General features: G+C 43.9%; 16 protein-coding genes. 5 read left to right on the top strand and 11 right to left on the bottom strand.

The window, feature by feature from the left end:
- The first annotated feature begins 37 nt into the window (after positions 1 to 37).
- A complete protein-coding gene (locus A136_RS14090) occupies positions 38 to 526 on the top strand; it encodes an MgtC/SapB family protein (RefSeq protein ID WP_017063164.1) in 489 nt (162 codons plus the stop codon).
- Between the two features lie 86 nt (positions 527 to 612).
- On the opposite strand, the gene A136_RS14085 is transcribed toward A136_RS14090, so the two are convergent.
- On the bottom strand, positions 613 to 2,091 hold the full coding sequence (locus tag A136_RS14085) for a sensor domain-containing diguanylate cyclase (protein WP_017063163.1): 1,479 nt from the start codon (positions 2,089 to 2,091) through the stop codon (positions 613 to 615).
- A 237-nt stretch (positions 2,092 to 2,328) separates the two neighbouring features.
- Positions 2,329 to 2,886 (bottom strand): VC2662 family protein, encoded by a 558-nt coding sequence (locus A136_RS14080; protein ID WP_017063162.1) that lies wholly within the window; start codon positions 2,884 to 2,886, stop codon positions 2,329 to 2,331.
- Positions 2,887 to 3,327: 441 nt separating this feature from the next.
- Between A136_RS14080 and A136_RS14070 the strand changes: the two genes are divergently transcribed.
- Positions 3,328 to 5,748 (top strand): hybrid sensor histidine kinase/response regulator, encoded by a 2,421-nt coding sequence (locus A136_RS14070; RefSeq protein WP_017063161.1) that lies wholly within the window; start codon positions 3,328 to 3,330, stop codon positions 5,746 to 5,748.
- A gap of 152 nt (positions 5,749 to 5,900) precedes the next feature.
- Here A136_RS14070 and groL read toward each other — a convergent pair whose 3' ends face one another.
- Both groL and A136_RS14060 read right to left on the bottom strand, forming a co-directional pair.
- Positions 5,901 to 7,547, bottom strand: a complete 1,647-nt coding sequence (gene groL, locus A136_RS14065; protein ID WP_017061290.1) for a chaperonin GroEL — start codon at positions 7,545 to 7,547, stop codon at positions 5,901 to 5,903.
- Between the two features lie 206 nt (positions 7,548 to 7,753).
- The gene (locus A136_RS14060) at positions 7,754 to 8,044 is read right to left on the bottom strand and encodes a co-chaperone GroES (protein WP_010433998.1); all 291 of its coding nucleotides are present in this window, start codon (positions 8,042 to 8,044) and stop codon (positions 7,754 to 7,756) included.
- A gap of 218 nt (positions 8,045 to 8,262) precedes the next feature.
- Here A136_RS14060 and A136_RS14055 point away from each other — a divergent pair, with 218 nt between their 5' ends.
- From A136_RS14055 to A136_RS14045, 3 genes are all read left to right on the top strand, one after another.
- Entirely contained in the window at positions 8,263 to 9,612 is a 1,350-nt protein-coding gene (locus tag A136_RS14055; protein WP_017063160.1) for an MATE family efflux transporter, read from the top strand.
- A 141-nt stretch (positions 9,613 to 9,753) separates the two neighbouring features.
- Complete coding sequence (locus A136_RS14050) at positions 9,754 to 10,239, top strand: methylated-DNA--[protein]-cysteine S-methyltransferase (RefSeq protein ID WP_017063159.1); 486 nt, start codon at positions 9,754 to 9,756, stop codon at positions 10,237 to 10,239.
- Positions 10,240 to 10,347: 108 nt separating this feature from the next.
- On the top strand, positions 10,348 to 10,536 hold the full coding sequence (locus A136_RS14045) for a hypothetical protein (protein WP_017063158.1): 189 nt from the start codon (positions 10,348 to 10,350) through the stop codon (positions 10,534 to 10,536).
- Between the two features lie 15 nt (positions 10,537 to 10,551).
- Here A136_RS14045 and A136_RS14040 read toward each other — a convergent pair whose 3' ends face one another.
- The 7 genes from A136_RS14040 to A136_RS14010 all read right to left on the bottom strand — a co-directional run bounded on the left by A136_RS14040 (position 10,552) and on the right by A136_RS14010 (position 18,485).
- Positions 10,552 to 10,875 (bottom strand): nucleotidyltransferase family protein, encoded by a 324-nt coding sequence (locus A136_RS14040; protein WP_017063157.1) that lies wholly within the window; start codon positions 10,873 to 10,875, stop codon positions 10,552 to 10,554.
- The gene (locus A136_RS14035; RefSeq protein WP_017063156.1) at positions 10,865 to 11,311 is read right to left on the bottom strand and encodes an HI0074 family nucleotidyltransferase substrate-binding subunit; all 447 of its coding nucleotides are present in this window, start codon (positions 11,309 to 11,311) and stop codon (positions 10,865 to 10,867) included. The genes A136_RS14040 and A136_RS14035 overlap by 11 nt, the downstream gene beginning before the upstream one ends.
- A gap of 360 nt (positions 11,312 to 11,671) precedes the next feature.
- The gene (gene gpmM / locus A136_RS14030) at positions 11,672 to 13,204 is read right to left on the bottom strand and encodes a 2,3-bisphosphoglycerate-independent phosphoglycerate mutase (RefSeq protein ID WP_017063155.1); all 1,533 of its coding nucleotides are present in this window, start codon (positions 13,202 to 13,204) and stop codon (positions 11,672 to 11,674) included.
- A 226-nt stretch (positions 13,205 to 13,430) separates the two neighbouring features.
- On the bottom strand, positions 13,431 to 13,613 hold the full coding sequence (locus tag A136_RS14025) for a hypothetical protein (protein ID WP_017063154.1): 183 nt from the start codon (positions 13,611 to 13,613) through the stop codon (positions 13,431 to 13,433).
- 130 nt (positions 13,614 to 13,743) lie between these two features.
- Entirely contained in the window at positions 13,744 to 15,681 is a 1,938-nt protein-coding gene (locus A136_RS14020) for a polysaccharide biosynthesis protein (protein WP_017063153.1), read from the bottom strand.
- A gap of 133 nt (positions 15,682 to 15,814) precedes the next feature.
- Complete coding sequence (locus tag A136_RS14015) at positions 15,815 to 16,981, bottom strand: nucleotide sugar dehydrogenase (protein ID WP_017063152.1); 1,167 nt, start codon at positions 16,979 to 16,981, stop codon at positions 15,815 to 15,817.
- 85 nt (positions 16,982 to 17,066) lie between these two features.
- Complete coding sequence (locus A136_RS14010; protein ID WP_017063151.1) at positions 17,067 to 18,485, bottom strand: phosphomannomutase; 1,419 nt, start codon at positions 18,483 to 18,485, stop codon at positions 17,067 to 17,069.
- Between the last annotated feature and the right edge of the window lie 49 nt (positions 18,486 to 18,534).

Below are 18,534 nucleotides of genomic sequence, written 5' to 3'. Positions count from 1 at the left end.
ATACTCGGCTCTATTCTAAATTTTTAGGAGGGGTGATATGTCAAAATTTATAGAACAAACTCTCAACCTTGCCCCCTTTAGCTGGGCAGGCCTCGCTGCATGCATGCTGTGTGGTTCTTTAATCGGAATCGAAAGGCAAACACGCGGTAAACCCGTCGGAATCCGAACGTCGATTCTGATCATCAGTGGTACCTATTTCTTCCTCACCATGGCGATCAGCCTATCCCCTAACACACTCGATCAAGCTCGTGTGCTTGGTCAGATAATTACGGGTGTTGGATTTCTTGGGGCTGGTGTAATGATGACACTGGATGGCAAGATTCATGGCGTGACTTCAGCCGCAATTATCTGGGTACTCGCAGCATTAGGTATGATGATCGCACTAGGGCATCTTTCCCAATCGGTCATTATCACGCTAATGGCGCTAGTGATTCTGCTTGGTGTCGATAAAGTGGAAAACAGCTTCCAGAGCCTGCGTCGTGGTGTGCATCAGAAGTGGATGAGAAAAGGCCGCGTGAAGAAATAGCGCAGCACTTGATAGCCTTAGTGGTAATGCCAATGATACAAAGAAGCCTAGTCAAACGACTAGGCTTCGCATTATTTTGGGAGAACTTAATACACCTGAATACACACCTGATTCTTACCCGCAGCCTTTGCCTTATAGAGCTGCTCATCAGACGAACGAATACTCTGGTTTTCCCACAAGTGCCCTACGCTGTCGAACTTATACAAAGAGTAAAGCGTCGCGCCACCAGACACTGAGATACTAATCTTGTCACCCGTAGGGCATCGATAACTCTGTAGGCTAATGTCGTTTTGAATTCGCTCAAAGATCGATGAAAGCAACTCAGACGATTCACCCGTAATCGCGACAACAAACTCTTCGCCACCAAATCGAGCCACGATATCTTGCTGTCTAACGCTGTTCAGCATCAACCGAGCAACATGGCAAATCACCTCGTCCCCCACTTTATGGCCATGCTGATCATTAACGACTTTGAAATCATCGATATCAAACACGCCAACACCAATAATCGGCTCTTCATCTTGCGCCAGTAATCGAGCCTCAAAACCACGTCGATTCAGCAAGCCCGTTAATGGGTCGCGCATTGCTAGCTCATTTAAACGCTGGTGCTCTTGTCTTGTATAGAAGCGCCATAGCCATAAAACCGAGAGCAGATACAAAACCAACAGTATCGAAAGCTGAATCTTCTCCATCTCCAATACATGCAGAAAGTGCTCGCTCTTATCTTCTTCAATACTCAGATATAGCTGGGTGTTAATGTCATCAACATACAGAGGCTTGGAATACGTAAAATCCATAAACCCGTATTTGTTTGCGCCTCGAGTACTGGTGACTTTATAGCCATGGGTAGGGTTCGATACTAGGTTCGAGACATAACCATCGACACCCAACACCCCTTTAAACTCACCATTAACGTAGATTCCTTTGGTTAAGGTCACCACTTTCTGACCTGTCAGGTAGTCATCATATTGGCCGGTATACACCACTTGGTCTTGCCCTTGAGCTAAGCCAAAGCGAATCGTATTCACCCAATAAGGCCTGCTATTCACAACCGAATCAAAGGTGTCGCCCTTAATGTAACTGGCAAAATCAGAAGGCGAAGAGATAATGAATTTCTCTTTTGAAATGAAATAAATCGCAGAGATGGTATCAATGGTATTGGCAAAATAAGCCATGGTCGGCGCGATGAACAGGCGCTTACCCGCTTCGGTATAAAGGTCCGATTCCGGGTTGCACATCTCGCGAGGGCCAGAGAACATAAAATCAAAACGAGGGGCATGTTGCTCCTCACTGGTGAAGTAACACGTCTCACCCTCGATCTTTTTGTCATGCGAGAATACGTAGGTATCCCCATGCAGTGGATAAAGCGCAGTGATGTTGTACTCAAGCGCATTTATGATCTGTGTGAGCTCCGCTAAAGAGCGTGTTACGCCTTGGTTCTCCATTCCATACTGTTTATCTGATTCTTCCGCTGAATCAACGAGCAACAAGCTCAAAACTACTAAAAAACTGGCGGTCAGGCCTAAGAAAGCCTTTTTAAAATCGACGGTATGGTGGTTAATCAAAGCATATAAATCATCATTGGGAATTTATCGCACATTGCACCTATAAATTCAAACATCGCAACAACAAATATAAAACAACATGCTTATTGGGTAATTTGAGAAGTTTATCGTGGAAGTAGAATTGAATGTAATAACGCCCAAACAAGGGTTTAGGCGTTGATAGGCTTAGCGCTTAAAAGCTAATGCACTAACTGAACGTTGCTCGCCAATGGGAGAACCAAAGGCTAAACGACAGCGTTATTTAGCAAAGTTTACAATCGGGAAGCACGGGAAGAAACCGTTGTCAGCACAGTTGATCAGACCAACTTGTACGCCTTCGATTTTGTTGGTTTTGTTGAAGATACCAACCTGAACCGTAGACACTTCTGAAAGGTTCGCAGCGCCAACATCAACCATAGTGTTACCTTCTGAGTAGTTGACGAAACTCACGTTCGCGCCTTTCACATCATTAGTAATGTTCACAGCACCAAGGTTAACACCCGTTGTTTTACCCGTGTTCCAGTTGAAGAAACCTAGAGATGCACCGGTCATTTCTTGGTTTACTTTATGCGCACCCAAAATACCCAGGTTCACACCCGTCGTGGTTTGTGTTTCTGACATACCCACAACCGCAAGGTCGACACCTTTAACGTCGTTCACTTGTCCGTGAAGCAAAGCCAAGCGTACACCACCAACCGCATCTGAATCCGGAGCATTGAAGCCGTTGATCGTTGAAAACATAACAGGCGAAGAAGCAAATGCTGCCGGTGCCATTACTGCTGCCGACACAGCAAGTACTGAAAGTAGTTTTTTCATTGGGGAGTCTCCACTGACTTATTGTTGACTTGATTAATCCATTTTTAATCAAGCATTTATTGTCCTTTATTCAACAGCTACCCATGTTAAATCAATGTAATAACTGTACTGTTGAATATAAGCCGCTAAATCATAAAGAGCAATGGTTAAGAGCAGATGCGGGATTCGAGTGAACGAGATGCGAAAAGCAAAAAAAACAGAGACCGAAACCTCCGCTCTAACGCTTATTATTCCAAACAAAAATCTAGGCGAGAAAATCAACATGTTTCACAAGCTTATAGCCCACACACTTATTGCCGCATCTAAAGCGATGTCATCCTAAAAAATTTATTGATAAAAGCTCAACAGACCTCAGGTATTCAAAAACTAATGTTCGTAAAATTCTGAAAATAAACTAAATTCTAATATAGGAATAGAACGATATGAAACAGCGGGAATAGCATGGTTAAGGAACCTACGAATAAACAGACCATTAAAGCGATTATTTCGCGTGGTTTTTTGGCTATCGTGTTATTTTTAGGCCTCTATATCTATGTTAGCCATGCTCTGAAGAACAAAGAGCAGGACATGATTAATCTCCAGCTCAGTCTTTCTGAAGCTTATAGCGTTATGCTCTCTGTCAGACGACAAGAGCAGCAGTTTGTTTCCACAAGGCAACCAGAGATTCAAGAACAACTCAATATAAAGCGAAGTCAGCTGATCGAAAAGCTGGCTGAGATCGATGGGAAAATCGTACGAAGCGACCTCAATATTTCTTTTAATTATGCCAAAGTTGTCGAGTATCTCGACGAGTACCACACCGCCTTTACATTATTAGCCCTTGAGTTAGTCAGCATACATGGCAAGAGGGACCAAATTGGGCTCATTGAGAAACTAAAAAATGCAGCGTTGACACTTGAGCGCTTCGTACATGAATCCAATAATGTGCAGCTTGAAGAATTGACTTTAGAAACACAAGATCTCATGTATCAGTTCTTTACCGATTTTGATCAGACAACATTAGATAAGATTGTCGATTCATTGTTCAAAATCCAAGATGAAATAGAACAGAATTCCCGAACGATCAGTGCATTAGCTTCGTTTAATAATTTTAAACGCCACTTTTGGCGATTGCAGCGAGGGTTAAAGAGTGTCGGGTACAGCTCTGATAGCGGCCTCAAAGGAGAACTCACCAGCAGTATTTATCATGTTGAAGATGAGCTCAACTTACTTTTCACCGAAACACCCAAGCAGATCGCAGAGAGCCTGACGCAGATAAAGTCGTACAGCTACTTATCGACAGCCGCATTAGGAGGGGTGACGTTACTGGTGCTGCTTTATGTTGTGTGGCGTGCCAGTCAACTTGAAACTCAATTGATTGTTTCACAAGAGAAAGCACGACAAGCAAACCGTGCAAAAAGTGCCTTTCTTGCCAATATGTCTCATGAGATACGGACACCGCTTAATGGCATGATTGGTATGTCAGAAATACTGGCAGAAACCAAACTATCCGCAGAACAGAAAGACTGCCTTGGGACTATCTATACCTCTTCTCAAACCTTACTTATGTTGATCAACGATGTTCTCGATCTGTCCAAAATTGAATCGGGTAAACTGGAAATTAATCCACATACGACAGACTTAAGAGAGCTGCTGTTTGATAGCGTGACTCTGATTTCTTCTAAAGCTTATCAAAAGCAGATTAAGTTGGAAGTTGAAATTGATGGCGAGCTCCCAGAGTACATTCATGTTGATGGGAATAAAATTCGCCAAGTGTTGATGAATTTAGCCTCAAATGCGATCAAATTTACAGAACAAGGCTCTATCGTATTCACCGCTAAACGGCTTCCATCATTGGAAACAGAGTGTGTGGTCGAGTTTTCTGTTCGAGATACGGGTATTGGTATCGCAGCAGACCAACAAGAGCACATTTTCAAAGCGTTTTGCCAAGAAGATACCAACATCACCTCCAATATTGCGGGGACCGGATTAGGGCTTAGTATTTCGTCACGTATGGTGGAAATGATGGGAGGCTCGATAAACGTTGAGTCAGAGAAAGACGTGGGCAGTTGCTTTCATTTCCAATTAACCGTAGTGCCATCAGATCATTCTGAACATAAAAATCGTAAACAAACCGTTGTCTATTATTCAGATGCGCCATCGAAACTTTTACTCGATGACTTGTTCCGCCTTGGTTACTCACCACAACTAAAATCAATCGAAACAAACTTGGCGGCAACTGATCTCCCAGAGATCGCTTTGATGGAAGATATTAACCAAGCCAAAACACTGCATCGCTTAGCACCAGAGGTGAAAATCATCATAGTGAAAGATAATCTTAGTGATCCTATGAGTGAGTGTCATTTTATCTCAGGCTATGTGACTCTTCCTATGCTCGGTTCCCGCTTAAGTAGCATGTTGAACTCCGTGCTTGAAAGGTCACAGCCACAACCCCCTCAACATCAACCTGAGCCGATAGAAGCGACTGTACGTCAAAAAGTCCTCGTAGTTGAAGATAACCGCGTAAACCAGAAGGTGGTATGTATCAATTTAGATAAGTTAGGGATTGAATATTGGGTTGCCAATGATGGACAAGAAGCGATTGATTTATATAAAGGGCATCATCAAGACATCGGCCTTATCTTGATGGACTGCATGATGCCGAATGTAGATGGCTTTGAGGCAACAGAGCGAATCAGGCGCTATGAAGAAAACCTGCAACTTCAGGCAACACATATCCTCGCTTTAACGGCATCCGTGCTCGATGATGATATTAAACGTTGCTTCGAGTGTGGAATGAACGATTATCTTCCAAAACCATTTAAGCGTGACATGATGCTGCAAAAAATTGATGAACAACAGTTTACGCACAAGGCAGGCTGACCAAGGAGCTTTGGAAAAAAGGGGGATGGTGAAGCTGAAATACAGATACGGGATGCGAATAAATAAGGCTTAAGAGCAAAAAAACGGAGACCGAAGTCTCCGTTTTCTAAAGCTTATGTGTGACTTTCTCTGCTATAGAGAAAGGGGGATGATTACATCATGCCGCCCATGCCACCCATACCGCCCATGCCACCCATATCAGGCATTGCAGGGCCAGAATCTTGTGGCTTATCAGTGATCATCGCTTCTGTTGTGATCATAAGACCAGCAACTGACGCTGCGAACTGAAGTGCAGAGCGAGTTACCTTAGTTGGATCTAGGATACCCATTGCAATCATGTCGCCGTATTCGCCAGTCGCCGCGTTGTAACCGTAGTTACCTTCGCCAGCACGAACGTTGTTAGCAACAACAGATTCTTCATCACCTGCGTTCTTAGTGATTTGACGGATAGGCGCTTCCATTGCACGTAGTGCAACACGGATACCGACGTTTTGCTCTTCGTTGTCGCCTTCAAGGCCAGCAACTTTAGATGCAGCGCGGATAAGTGCAACACCACCACCAGCAACCACACCCTCTTCAACGGCAGCGCGAGTTGCATGAAGTGCATCTTCTACGCGGTCTTTCTTCTCTTTCATCTCAACTTCAGTTGCAGCGCCTACTTTGATTACTGCAACACCGCCAGCTAGCTTAGCTACGCGCTCTTGAAGTTTCTCTTTGTCGTAGTCAGACGTTGCATCTTCGATTTGTTGACGGATTTGAGAAACACGACCTTGGATCATTGTTTCTTCGCCCGCGCCATCGATGATGGTTGAGTTTTCTTTAGTGATAGTTACACGCTTAGCTTGACCTAGGTCTTCTAGCGTTACTTTCTCTAGGTCTAGGCCGATCTCTTCAGAGATAACCGTACCGCCCGTTAGGATAGCGATGTCTTGCAGCATAGACTTACGACGGTCACCGAAACCAGGCGCTTTAACAGCAGCCACTTTAACGATGCCACGCATGTTGTTCACAACTAGAGTTGCAAGCGCTTCGCCTTCTACATCTTCAGCGATGATAAGAAGTGGACGAGATGCTTTTGCTACAGCTTCTAGAGTCGGAAGAAGTTCACGGATGTTCGAAACTTTCTTGTCGATAAGAAGAATGAATGGGCTTTCTAGATCAACAGAACCCGCTTCTTGGTTGTTGATGAAGTAAGGAGATAGGTAACCACGGTCGAACTGCATACCTTCAACTACGTCTAGCTCGTCTTGTAGAGCCTGACCTTCTTCAACCGTGATTACGCCATCACGACCTACTTTTTCCATCGCTTCAGCAATGATGTTACCTACTGTCGAATCAGAGTTCGCAGAGATAGTACCTACTTGCGCGATAGCTTTTGTATCTGCACATGGAACAGAAAGGCCTTTTAGCTCTTCAACTGCAGCGATAACTGCTTTGTCGATACCGCGCTTAAGATCCATTGGATTCATGCCAGCAGCAACGGCTTTTAAGCCTTCAGTGATGATTGCTTGAGCAAGAACTGTTGCTGTAGTCGTACCGTCGCCCGCCGCGTCATTCGCTTGCGAAGCCACTTCTTTAACCATTTGCGCGCCCATGTTTTGGAACTTGTCTTCAAGTTCGATTTCACGTGCAACTGAAACACCATCTTTAGTGATCGTTGGTGCGCCAAATGATTTGTCTAGAACAACGTTACGGCCTTTAGGACCTAGCGTTACTTTTACTGCGTCAGCCAGAACGTTTACACCTTCTAGCATTTTAATACGTGCGTCATTACCAAATTTAACGTCTTTAGCAGCCATCTTAATTTCCTTTCAAATTCTTTGTTTCGGGGCGTCTCAGCGTTATCGCGTCATTCTGAACAGTGAGGGACGAACGTGATTCAGAATCTACTCAAATCGCACTCTGTTTAGATTCCAGATAATTCGTTCCTCATTTCTGGAATGACGATATGAATCATCCAATACTGGCTCTGATAACTTTTACTGAGAGTTAAATGAAAAATAGATTACTCGACGATCGCCATGATGTCGTTTTCAGACATAATCAGAACTTCTTTGCCGTCGATTTTTTCAGTTTTCGTGCCGTAACCTTCAGCAAAGATAACGGTATCGCCAACTTTTACGTCCAACGGTTGCACTGAACCGTTTTCTAGAATGCGGCCTTTGCCGACAGCTAGAATGATACCGCGAGTCGATTTTTCTGCGGCAGAACCAGTTAGAACGATGCCACCAGCAGATTTAGATTCAACTTCTTGGCGCTCAACGATAACTCGGTCATGTAGAGGACGGATATTCATCGGTCTTATCTCCTGATAATTTCCATTTAAATTTTGATAGTTGCCACGATTAGCGTGGGTCAAACAATATGTTGGGGGCGATGTGAAAGATCCCAAGGGGGGAACGAAAAAATTGTGAGCTAAAGTGCAGATTCTCACCCCTCATCTTTCCCTGCTTTTCGTTTACTCGTATCCCGCATCTGTTTATCCTACGCTTTTGGTTTCTATCGGCGTTTTGCATGCAAGATAAGCACGGGCTATTAACTGCCCCAATTGAGAGTACATTGCGTACCATGACCATACCGACCATATTCGGTATGGTGGCGATCTTGATGTTTAACTTGGTCGATACCTTCTTTATCTCACTGCTCGGCACCCAAGCCTTAGCCGCGGTGAGTTTTACCTTTCCAGTCACCTTTGCGATTAACTGCATCACCATGGGGATTGGTATTGGCTTGTCGACATGTATCGGTCGATTGCTTGGCCAAGGCAGCGCACAAAATGCAGCACGCTTTACCTGTCATGGCTTATTGCTGGCTCTGCTTCTGGTCGGCTGCGCGTCTACATTAGGTATTATCGCCTTAGAACCTATGTTTACCCTGCTAGGAGCAAAGCAAGAGTTGTTGCCGCTGATATCGGAATACATGTCGGTGTGGTATCTCGCGATCCCATTTTTGGTCATCCCCATGGCAGGCAACAGCGCTATTCGTGCCAGTGGCGATACCAAAACGCCTGCTAAAATCATGATGCTGGCAGGGTTAATCAACGGCGTTCTCGACCCTTTGCTTATTTTTGGATACGGCCCCTTCCCTGAACTAGGGATTCAAGGTGCTGCAATTGCAAGTGGTTTCAGTTGGTTTGGTGCGTTGTGTGGCTCACTCTACGTATTGATGGTGCGAGAAAAACTGCTTGCGCCGCCTAAGCTGACAAACATCGTCAGTGACTGGCGACAGATCTTAAAAATAGGCACCCCAGCGGCTTTGTCTAACGCTCTGAACCCACTTGCCGGCGCTATCATCATGATGATGCTGGCCAAACAAGGGACTGAAGCCGTGGCGGCGTATGGCGCAGCGCAACGTATCGAGTCCATTCTTATCATTGTGTTGATGTCTCTTACTTCGGCGCTTACGCCTTTCATGGCGCAGAACTTTGGCGCAAACAACCCACAACGCAGTTTTAAGGCACTGTTTCTGAGTATGCGTTTTGCTGTGATGTTCCAAGGTTTGATTTTCTTAATGATGGTGCCGTTGAGCATTCCTTTGGCTGCCCTGTTCTCTCAAGAAGAATCCGTCCGAGGCATATTGTGGCATTACCTGTTAGTCGTGCCCTTTAGCTATGGATTCCAAGGCATTGTGATGATGCTGATCAGTGGGATGAATGCCATGCATCAACCACTCAAAGCCTTTCAATGGAGCTTCATGCGTTTGTTTGTCTTTACCTTGCCATTCGCTTGGATAGGCAGCCAAATTGATGGTGTCGAAGGGCTGTTTATAGGCTTAGCCTTGGGGAACATTTTCGGCGGTATTTCAGGGTACTTGTTTGCGCTTCGTGTAAGGGGTAAAGCAGATGCGGGATACGAAAAGATATAAGAGCAGATACGGGATGCGAAAAGATATAAGAGCAGATACGAGATGCGAGTAACCGGGATGCGAAAAGATTTAAGAGCTTAAGAGCAGTTACGAGATTCGAAGAGCTTGAGAGCAGAAAAAGACTAAAAAAAGGAAGATGACATGGAAGACACCACTTACAAAATGTTCTATGACGCACCAATTGGCAAGATGATCATTGTTAGCAATGGTGTGTCGCTTATTGAAATTGACCATGTAAATCACGAAGAGCTAATGATTAGCAATCCAGATGACCTTTGCCAACTGGCAGCGAAACAGTTAGATGAGTACTTCGCAGGTCATCGAATAGAATTCGATTTGCCATTAAGAGCGATAAAAGGCACTGACTTTCAAAAAGTAGCTTGGCAAGCTTTAACAACCATTCCTTATGGCGAAACCATCAGTTACGGTGAACAAGCGAAAATAATGGATAACCCAAAAGCAGTAAGAGCTGTGGGTGGTGCAAATGGCAAGAACCCATTTAGTATTGTTGTGCCTTGCCATAGAGTCATCGGCGCGAATGGAACATTAACCGGCTACACCGGCGGTATGAATCGCAAAGAGTGGTTGTTAGATTTTGAGCGTTCGATCTTAAATAAAAAGAAGTAAACCTTATCTCACTAGATCAATGATATAAAATTTCGCCATCAAGAAGCGCCATTATCACCAGACAACACATAGTCTATATTTAAAATTTCATACAAAGAGGTGATAGTAATGTCCACTGATACGATTGAATCTTATGAAGATCGAAAGCGTAGAGATGGAGCTATAGCGCTAATGAAACTATTATCGTTTTCTATTGATGATAAAAAACATGACCGAGTCAATTCAGGTACTCAGATTCGAGATAAACTGGCAAAACGTAAACAATCGGTTCAAGAATCAACATCACCGTTACGCTGATAATAATACGTTCGGTTACTTTAGTTTAATCCCATAAGTGTCAATATGGGCAAGTAACTCGCTTGATGTAATTCTATGCTTAACGAGCAAGTCAACCTTGAATGGAAGCGACGACTGTTCTAAACGATCTTGCAAGCCTGCGACGACACTTAACGAAATCCCATGCCCCTCGATAACAATATCGATGTCGGAGTTATCTTTATAAGTTCCAAGGGCTCTAGAACCGAATACCCAGGCATGAATGACTGCGGCATGACTCAAAACAATATCCTCAATCAACTGATACTGATGAGGCTTAAGGCCGACCGAGTCTGGTTTAACCAAATAACTATCGATCACATTTAACCTCTTGTTCGCATTGACCCTCTTGATCACATTTAAGCTTTAAATAGAGTGTGACTTGCCCTATCACTGGTGAAAATGACTCTAAGATCAGTGACTGAGCTTCAAGGACATTTTCCTCATAATAGGTGTGGGACAATAAATTTCGTTTTATGAGTGCTTCAAGCATAATCTCACACTGCTCCGAAGACAGGTGCTTAGCTTCTAAGGCCGTACGAAAAACGCTCCTCGGCGAAGCCACATCAAACCCTTCAAACTCAAGTAAGTCTTTAAGGGTCTTCCATGTAAGTTCGAAAGAAAATTCAAAAGTTTGTACTAACCCAGCGAGCTCTAACTCATTGTAGCTATCTTGTGAGCACGCTCTCTCAAGCCTTTGCTGCGCTTTCATTAAGTTTTGCAGTCGTTGCTTCCAACGGTCTGGGTTTGAGTTCATATAAACAGCCTAAATATAAGGTAAAAGACAAGTATAGTATGAGCCTTAAGCTACCTAATCATTCAAGAAATGTCACTCTTTCGATATATATCAAGGCCGTTCTTTTCGTCTTTTGTTTAAGGTCGTGTCCTTCTGTTCTCCCCTACCTGTATCCTGCATGTTTTTCTCACCCAATACCTGCCTTAAGCTCTTCGCTACTCGTTTACCCGTATCTCACATCACGCATCCGTTCTTAAGCTCTTCTCATCTCGCTTACTCGTATCTCACATCTATAAAAAAGCCCGCACTTTGAAGTGCGGGCTTTCAAAATCGTTAAAGCTCAACGTGAGCCGCTGAGCCAAACAACTATTTAACTACTGACTATTTAACGATCACATCACCTGACATTTCAGCCGGGATTGCGATACCAGATAAAGAAAGCATCGTTGGCGCTAAGTCAGACAGTTTACCGCCCTCTTTGAACTCAACGTCTTTGTTACCTACGTAGATAAGTGGCACTGGTAGGTTCGTGTGCGCTGTGTGGATGCCGCCCGTTTCTGGGTTTACCATCATTTCCGCGTTACCGTGGTCTGCAGTGATAAGCAGTTGGCCATCGGCTTCTTTGATTGCTTCAACCACTTTGCCAAGACATTCGTCTAGCGACTCTACCGCTTTAACTGCTGCATCGTAAACGCCAGTGTGGCCAACCATGTCACAGTTAGGGAAGTTACAAACGATAGCGTCGTATTTACCGCCTTTGATCGCTGCAACTAGCTTTTCAGTGAGCTCTGGTGCGCTCATTTCTGGCTGTAGGTCGTAAGTTGCTACTTTTGGAGAAGCAACAAGTTGACGCTCTTCGCCTTCAAACTCGTCTTCTTTACCGCCGTTGAAGAAGAACGTCACGTGCGCGTACTTCTCTGTTTCAGAGATACGTAGCTGCGTTTTGCCTTCTTTCGATAGCCACTCACCGTAGGTGTTCTCTAGAGAAGCCGGTGGGAATGCACATAGAAGTGGGATGTCTGCTGCGTATTGAGTCAGCATCACAAAATCGATTGCTGGGAATACGTTACGAGCAAAACCATCGAAATCAGGCACGAATGCACGTGTAATTTCACGAGCACGGTCAGCACGGTAGTTCATGAAGATAACCGCATCGCCATCTACGATAGCGGCAGACTCTTCGCCTTCTGCTTTGATTTCAGTCGCTTTTACGAACTCATCGTTTTCGTCACGAGCGTAAGCCGCTTCTAAGCCAGCAACAGCTGTGTCGAATGTGAATTCTGCTTTTGCTTGAGTCAGCAGGTCGTAAGACTCTTGAACGCGATCCCAGTTGTTATCACGATCCATTGCGTAGTAACGACCAATAAGCGAAGCCACACGGCCTTTACCTAGCTTAGCGAACAGTTCTTGGAAGCGTGCTAGTGTGTTTTCTGCGCTACGTGGCGGCGTATCACGGCCGTCTAGGAATGCGTGTAGGTAGATTTTCTCTGCGCCACGTTCTGCTGCCATTTCAACAGCTGCGTAGATGTGATCTTCATGAGAGTGAACGCCACCTGGAGACATAAGGCCCATGATGTGAACCGCTTTCTCAGCTTTCACCGCTTTATCGATAGCGTTCACTAGCGTTTCAGTTTGGCCGAATTCGCCGTCTGAAATTGACTTAGTGATACGAGTAAGATCTTGGTATACCACGCGACCCGCACCAATGTTGGTGTGACCCACTTCAGAGTTACCCATTTGGCCATCAGGTAGGCCTACATCTAAGCCAGAAGCCGAGATTAGCGTGTTAGGTTGGTTAGCAATAAGACCGTCTAAAACTGGAGTCTTAGCGTTCGCGATAGCGTTGTCTTGGTTGTCTTCACGGTAACCGTAACCGTCAAGGATCACTAGAGCCATTGGCTTCTTAGCTGACATAGGACTGACCTCGTTCAATTCAAAATAAATCGGTATAAAAACAAATTAGCGTAATTTTACTACAGTTTATAGTCAAAACTGTAGCGGAAGATCAAGAAAGGGCGCAGGTAGGATGATCGAATGTGAAAAAAAGCGTCATTTTAGAAGGGAGTAAAGTAGGGATATGAATACTTATATCCCCACCATCCATATTGAAAAAGCGGAACAACGGTAGCCTCACGGCTCTTCAGTTTAGAAGATTAATCTCAGTGTCATGCTCTTCATCATCGTCCTGTGATTTTAGATCATGCACTGCTGGTTGCTCTATCACTGTGGTTTTGTTGGTAACATATTGAAAGCTAAAATCATCCCACAATATTTGATCCAAACTTTCTTCAATTTCTTGATTAGATGAAATATCTATTATCATGATTACTGCCTAATATCGCTATTAAAGCTCACAGTAATTATGGACAATAAACAGAACATCTTCGAAAAAATTGTGTAAAAAACACGCTAACAGAAGGTCATAATTCACATACCCGAACCCAATATCGGTTCTAGGTTCTAGGTTCTAGAAGGAGCGCCTCTTTGTGCTGAGCAGCATTCCAAACTAAATCCCCTACCCCATCTGTCGGCTTAAACCCGGTTGGTGCATCGAGAAGAAGCTGGCGAATCGTATCATGTTGTAGGTTATGACAAGCAAAATCCAAAGATTCAAGTAGCGTGTCATATTCATTAATCGGTAAGAACACTTCTTGCGCGGTCATGATTCGCTCATGAGCGGTTGGGGATACGTTATCGCCAATCAATAACTCTTCATACAGCTTCTCACCAGGACGCAGGCCAGAGAATTGGATCTCAATATCACCATGAGGGTTCTCTTCATTCTTAACAGAAAGCCCGGAAAGATTAATCAAGTTTGCTGCAAGGTCTGTGATTTTGACCGATTCGCCCATATCAAGAACAAACACATCACCACCTTTACCCATAGCGCCCGCCTGAATCACCAATTGCGCCGCTTCAGGAATGGTCATAAAGAAACGGGTAATATCGCGGTGGGTAACAGTAAGTGGGCCACCGGCTTTAATCTGCCTTTTAAACAGAGGAATGACCGAGCCAGACGAGCCAAGTACATTGCCAAAGCGAACCATACAGAAACGTGTACCGTGCTCTTTTTGGTTCTCTTGCTCAGCCAAAGCTTGCAGGCCTAATTCCGCCATACGCTTGGTGGTGCCCATCACGTTAGTTGGGCGTACCGCTTTGTCTGTCGAGATAAGCACGAAAGACTCAACACCCGCTTCAATAGCGGCTTTAGCCGTATAGTAAGTGCCGTAAACATTATTACGCACACCTTCGACAACGTTGTACTCGACAAGAGGAACGTGTTTATAAGCCGCGGCATGATAAACCGTTTGTACACCAAAAGACTGCATTGAGGTCAATAAGCGATGTGAGCGCTGAACGGAACCTAGTAAAGGCACGATTTCAACATCGTAACCTTTGGTTTCTTTAACTAAAGAAAGCTCACGATCAATTTGGTACAAGCCAAATTCAGACACTTCAAACAACACTAATGTTTTAGGTTGTTGTTTAAGGATTTGACGACAAAGTTCAGAACCAATAGAGCCGCCAGCACCGGTCACCATCACCACTTTATCTTTGATGTTGGCTTCCATCAGAGCTTGCTGAGGCGCAACCGCATCACGACCCAACAAATCTTCGATAGGTACATCGGTAAGCTCATCAATTTTTGCTTTACCTGACACAATATCGGCCATCTCAGGGACAGTTTGAATCTCAACGGGCAGCTGCGCCAGCAAATCCAATACTTGCTTACGGCGAGCGCGAGAAGCGCTTGGGATCGCGAGCAAGATTTTAGAAACGTCGTGCTTTTCAATCAACCTTTCCGCTTTGCCTAATGCAATAACGGGCAAGCCCAAAATCATCGTATTGGTGAGCGTTTTGTCTTCATCAATGAACGCACGTACTCGATAGTTTTCAGACGCTCTTAACGCGACAGCCAATTGTCGGCCGCCTGAGCCCGCACCGTAAATCAATACTTCTTGACGTGAATCTTTCGACGTCGTCGCGACAAGATTGCGAACCACCAAACGAGAGCCGCCACACAACAAAGCTAAATAAGCACCGTAAATAATAGGCACCGTACGAGGGATTGGTTCTTGCAAATAATACGCAAACAGAGCCAAAGAGATTGCCGACAATATTGCGCCTGCCGTTACCACAAACAGCGCTTGAAAGGTGAGATACCTAAGTACTGCGCGATAAAGTCCTAATTGGGTAAATATAAGCACTGTTATTATTACCGTTAAACCTGTTAGTAGTAAGTTATCACCATCATTCAAAAACTGAAAATCACCTAACCTTGTCCACAACGCAATATGTAGAGCAAACAGAATAAGTAAAGTATCAATAGAAACACTGATAACTCGCTTTTTCAAACGAGATAGTTGCCATATAAAATGTAGACGTTGCATAAAGTTATTCTTATTTATTAGTATTTAATAAACCACAGAGACTGCAAGAGTGGGGCGTATAGAACATGGTTTAAATTCGCAAGGAGAACTTGCAAACAACACCTCCATTACCAGTCACTTTGTTATTTAGTCCTTAATCAGAACCAAATAAATCGCGTGTATATACTTTATCTTTCACACCCGCCAACTCTTGGGCCATGCGGTTTGAGACAATTACATCGCAGCTTGATTTAAACTGCTCGAAATCCGTTAGCACTAATGAACGGAAAAACTCTTTTTCTTTCAGCTCTGGCTCAAACACCACCACTTCAATGCCTTTTGCTTTCAAGCGTTTCATAATGCCTTGAATGCTTGAAGCTCGGAAGTTATCAGAACCAGACTTCATCACTAAGCGATAAATACCTACACGTTGTGGGTTTCGTTTAATAATCGAATCAGCAATAAAATCTTTACGTGTGGTATTCGAGTCCACAATCGCACCAATAATATTGTTTGGTACATCCGAGTAGTTAGCACGCAGTTGCTTGGTATCTTTTGGTAAGCAGTAACCACCGTAACCAAATGAAGGGTTGTTGTAGTGTGAACCAATACGAGGGTCTAAACTTACACCATCGATAATTTGGCGTGTATCTAACCCATGAGATTCGGCGTAGGTGTCTAGCTCATTAAAGTAAGCGACGCGAAGTGCCAAGTAGGTATTAGAGAACAGCTTTACGGCTTCGGCTTCTGTTGAATCGGTATACAGGATTTCAACGTCTTTTTTAACCGCGCCTTCTAACAACAAGTTAGCAAAAACTTGTGCACGCTCAGAGCGCTCACCCACGACAATACGAGATGGATGCAGGTTGTCGTACAAGGCTTTACCTTCTCGTAAGAACTCAGGTGAAAACATCAGGTTTTCACATTCAAGTTCCTGTTTAATACGTGCGGTATAACCGACAGGCACGGTAGATTTGATCACCATCACCGCATTGGGATTAATCGCCATTACATCTTTTATCACCGCTTCAACTGAAGAGGTATTAAAGTAGTTGGTTTCAACATCGTAATCCGTTGGAGTAGCTATGATAACGTATTGCGCATTAGAATAAGCCACCTCTTTATCGAGTGTAGCTGTGAAGCCTAAAGACTTATTTGATAAGAAGTCTTCAATTTCAGTATCAACAATTGGCGACTTCTTATCATTAAGTAACTGTACTTTTTCTTCCACAATATCTACAGCAATAACTTCATGATGTTGTGCAAGAAGCATCGCGTTCGACAGGCCTACGTAACCCGTACCTGCAATAGCAATTTTCATCTAAATCCCTAAATACTATGTCGTTGGTATATGAAAACTTAATAGCCAAGCTAAATAGAAAAAGAAATGGCTTGGCTAATATAGTTTAGATTAATTGAATTTTCGCTAAGATCTTATCAACATACTTCTTGGCACTAGCGATACTCGTAGATTCTGAATAACAACGTAACTCTGGTGCATTACCTGAAGGACGAAGATGAATTACGTCATCATTATCAAGCGTTAAACGTAATCCATCAGTAACATCAACATTTTTAATTACTGCCGAGTCAAAACCTAGCTTAGCCAATAATAGTTCTGGGTTAGCCTGACCATCAGCTAAAATTAGCAGGCTTTTTTCGGTTGCAAAGTTTTGAATACGGTCACTGTCAGTCACTCGTTGAGGTAAGGCATTAACAAGTGGAGAAATACCACCTTTCCCTGCAGCAGCAAGCAGCATCAGAGCGGGTAAAACGGCATCACGAGTTGGCAGTGCTTTAAGCGTTTTTCCATTCACTTGAACATCACTGCCCAGTAAATAGCCACCATTAGCCTCAAAACCAGCAATAGACGCGTACGTCTTCGCCAGTGACGTGAATTCGGCAATAACATAAGGCGAACCAATCTTTGTACGCTCAACATGATTAAACACATCTAAGCTCTCAACCACGGTATTGCAACTAACGGGGATTGCAAGTGCTTCAATGTTCATCGCCCTTGAACATAACAGGCCAAGAATGTCACCACGCAGCCACACACCGTTCTCGTCGGCAACTAGCGGGCGGTCACCGTCGCCATCAGTCGAGAAAATAGCATCTAGTTGATATTGCTTGGACCAATTTAATGCTTTTAGCTTATCTGCATCAGCTACAGCTTCAGTATCGATAGGAACAAATTCATTACTACGCTCTAATGAAATAACTTCAGCGCCAAAGTTAGTAAATAGCGGTGCATATAAATCACGGCCAGCACTTGAATGCTCATAAATACCAATACGCTTGCCGCTAAGTAACGAAATATCGAATAACTCCGTGTAACGAGCAATATAGTCCGTTGCGGCACGTTGGTTAACGATCAGTTCAGGCAAATCACTGATTGCAGTAAATGCCGCATCAGCGTTTAAAATCGCTTGCTCATCAGCTTTAGTAATTTCACCGTCAGGTCGGTAAAACTTAAGACCATTACGATCGAAAGGAATATGGCTACCAGTAATCATAATGCATGGAATATTGTCTTGCATTGCCACATAAGCCAGCGCTGGTGTTGGTACCACGCCATAATAAACGGCTTCAAGACCTAACAGCTTTAAAGCTTTTATACAAGCTTGTGCCATCGCAGGGCTACTCGGTCGATTATCAATGGCAAGCGCAACTGTTTTGAAATTAAACTGCCCTTGCATGCACTGTATAAATGCATGGGTAAAGGCTGCACAGGCGTCAGCCGTAAATTGTTCGACTAAACCACGCGCACCACTGGTACCAAACTGAATGCCAGATTCTTTAATAACTGTTGAACTAATTAACATATAAACTCTACATATCTGATGAGTATTGAATAAATTAAGTGATTAGGGC

Source organism: Vibrio crassostreae 9ZC13, assembly GCF_000272045.2.
Classification (GTDB): Bacteria; Pseudomonadota; Gammaproteobacteria; order Enterobacterales; family Vibrionaceae; genus Vibrio; species Vibrio crassostreae_C.
Note: the sequence above shows the minus strand (reverse complement) of the source record. Positions and strands in the feature narration are given on the sequence as shown.

What these genes read in the sequence shown, in the direction of transcription:
- A136_RS14090 (WP_017063164.1), top strand. Translation starts at nt 38, where the DNA reads ATGTCAAAATTTATAGAACAAACTCTCAACCTTGCCCCCTTTAGCTGG.
- A136_RS14080 (WP_017063162.1), bottom strand. Translation starts at nt 2,886, where the DNA reads ATGAAAAAACTACTTTCAGTACTTGCTGTGTCGGCAGCAGTAATGGCA.
- A136_RS14070 (WP_017063161.1), top strand. Translation starts at nt 3,328, where the DNA reads ATGGTTAAGGAACCTACGAATAAACAGACCATTAAAGCGATTATTTCG.
- groL (WP_017061290.1), bottom strand. Translation starts at nt 7,547, where the DNA reads ATGGCTGCTAAAGACGTTAAATTTGGTAATGACGCACGTATTAAAATG.
- A136_RS14060 (WP_010433998.1), bottom strand. Translation starts at nt 8,044, where the DNA reads ATGAATATCCGTCCTCTACATGACCGAGTTATCGTTGAGCGCCAAGAA.
- A136_RS14055 (WP_017063160.1), top strand. Translation starts at nt 8,263, where the DNA reads ATGCAAGATAAGCACGGGCTATTAACTGCCCCAATTGAGAGTACATTG.
- A136_RS14050 (WP_017063159.1), top strand. Translation starts at nt 9,754, where the DNA reads ATGGAAGACACCACTTACAAAATGTTCTATGACGCACCAATTGGCAAG.
- A136_RS14045 (WP_017063158.1), top strand. Translation starts at nt 10,348, where the DNA reads ATGTCCACTGATACGATTGAATCTTATGAAGATCGAAAGCGTAGAGAT.
- A136_RS14035 (WP_017063156.1), bottom strand. Translation starts at nt 11,311, where the DNA reads ATGAACTCAAACCCAGACCGTTGGAAGCAACGACTGCAAAACTTAATG.
- gpmM (WP_017063155.1), bottom strand. Translation starts at nt 13,204, where the DNA reads ATGTCAGCTAAGAAGCCAATGGCTCTAGTGATCCTTGACGGTTACGGT.
- A136_RS14025 (WP_017063154.1), bottom strand. Translation starts at nt 13,613, where the DNA reads ATGATAATAGATATTTCATCTAATCAAGAAATTGAAGAAAGTTTGGAT.
- A136_RS14020 (WP_017063153.1), bottom strand. Translation starts at nt 15,681, where the DNA reads ATGCAACGTCTACATTTTATATGGCAACTATCTCGTTTGAAAAAGCGA.
- A136_RS14015 (WP_017063152.1), bottom strand. Translation starts at nt 16,981, where the DNA reads ATGAAAATTGCTATTGCAGGTACGGGTTACGTAGGCCTGTCGAACGCG.
- A136_RS14010 (WP_017063151.1), bottom strand. Translation starts at nt 18,485, where the DNA reads ATGTTAATTAGTTCAACAGTTATTAAAGAATCTGGCATTCAGTTTGGT.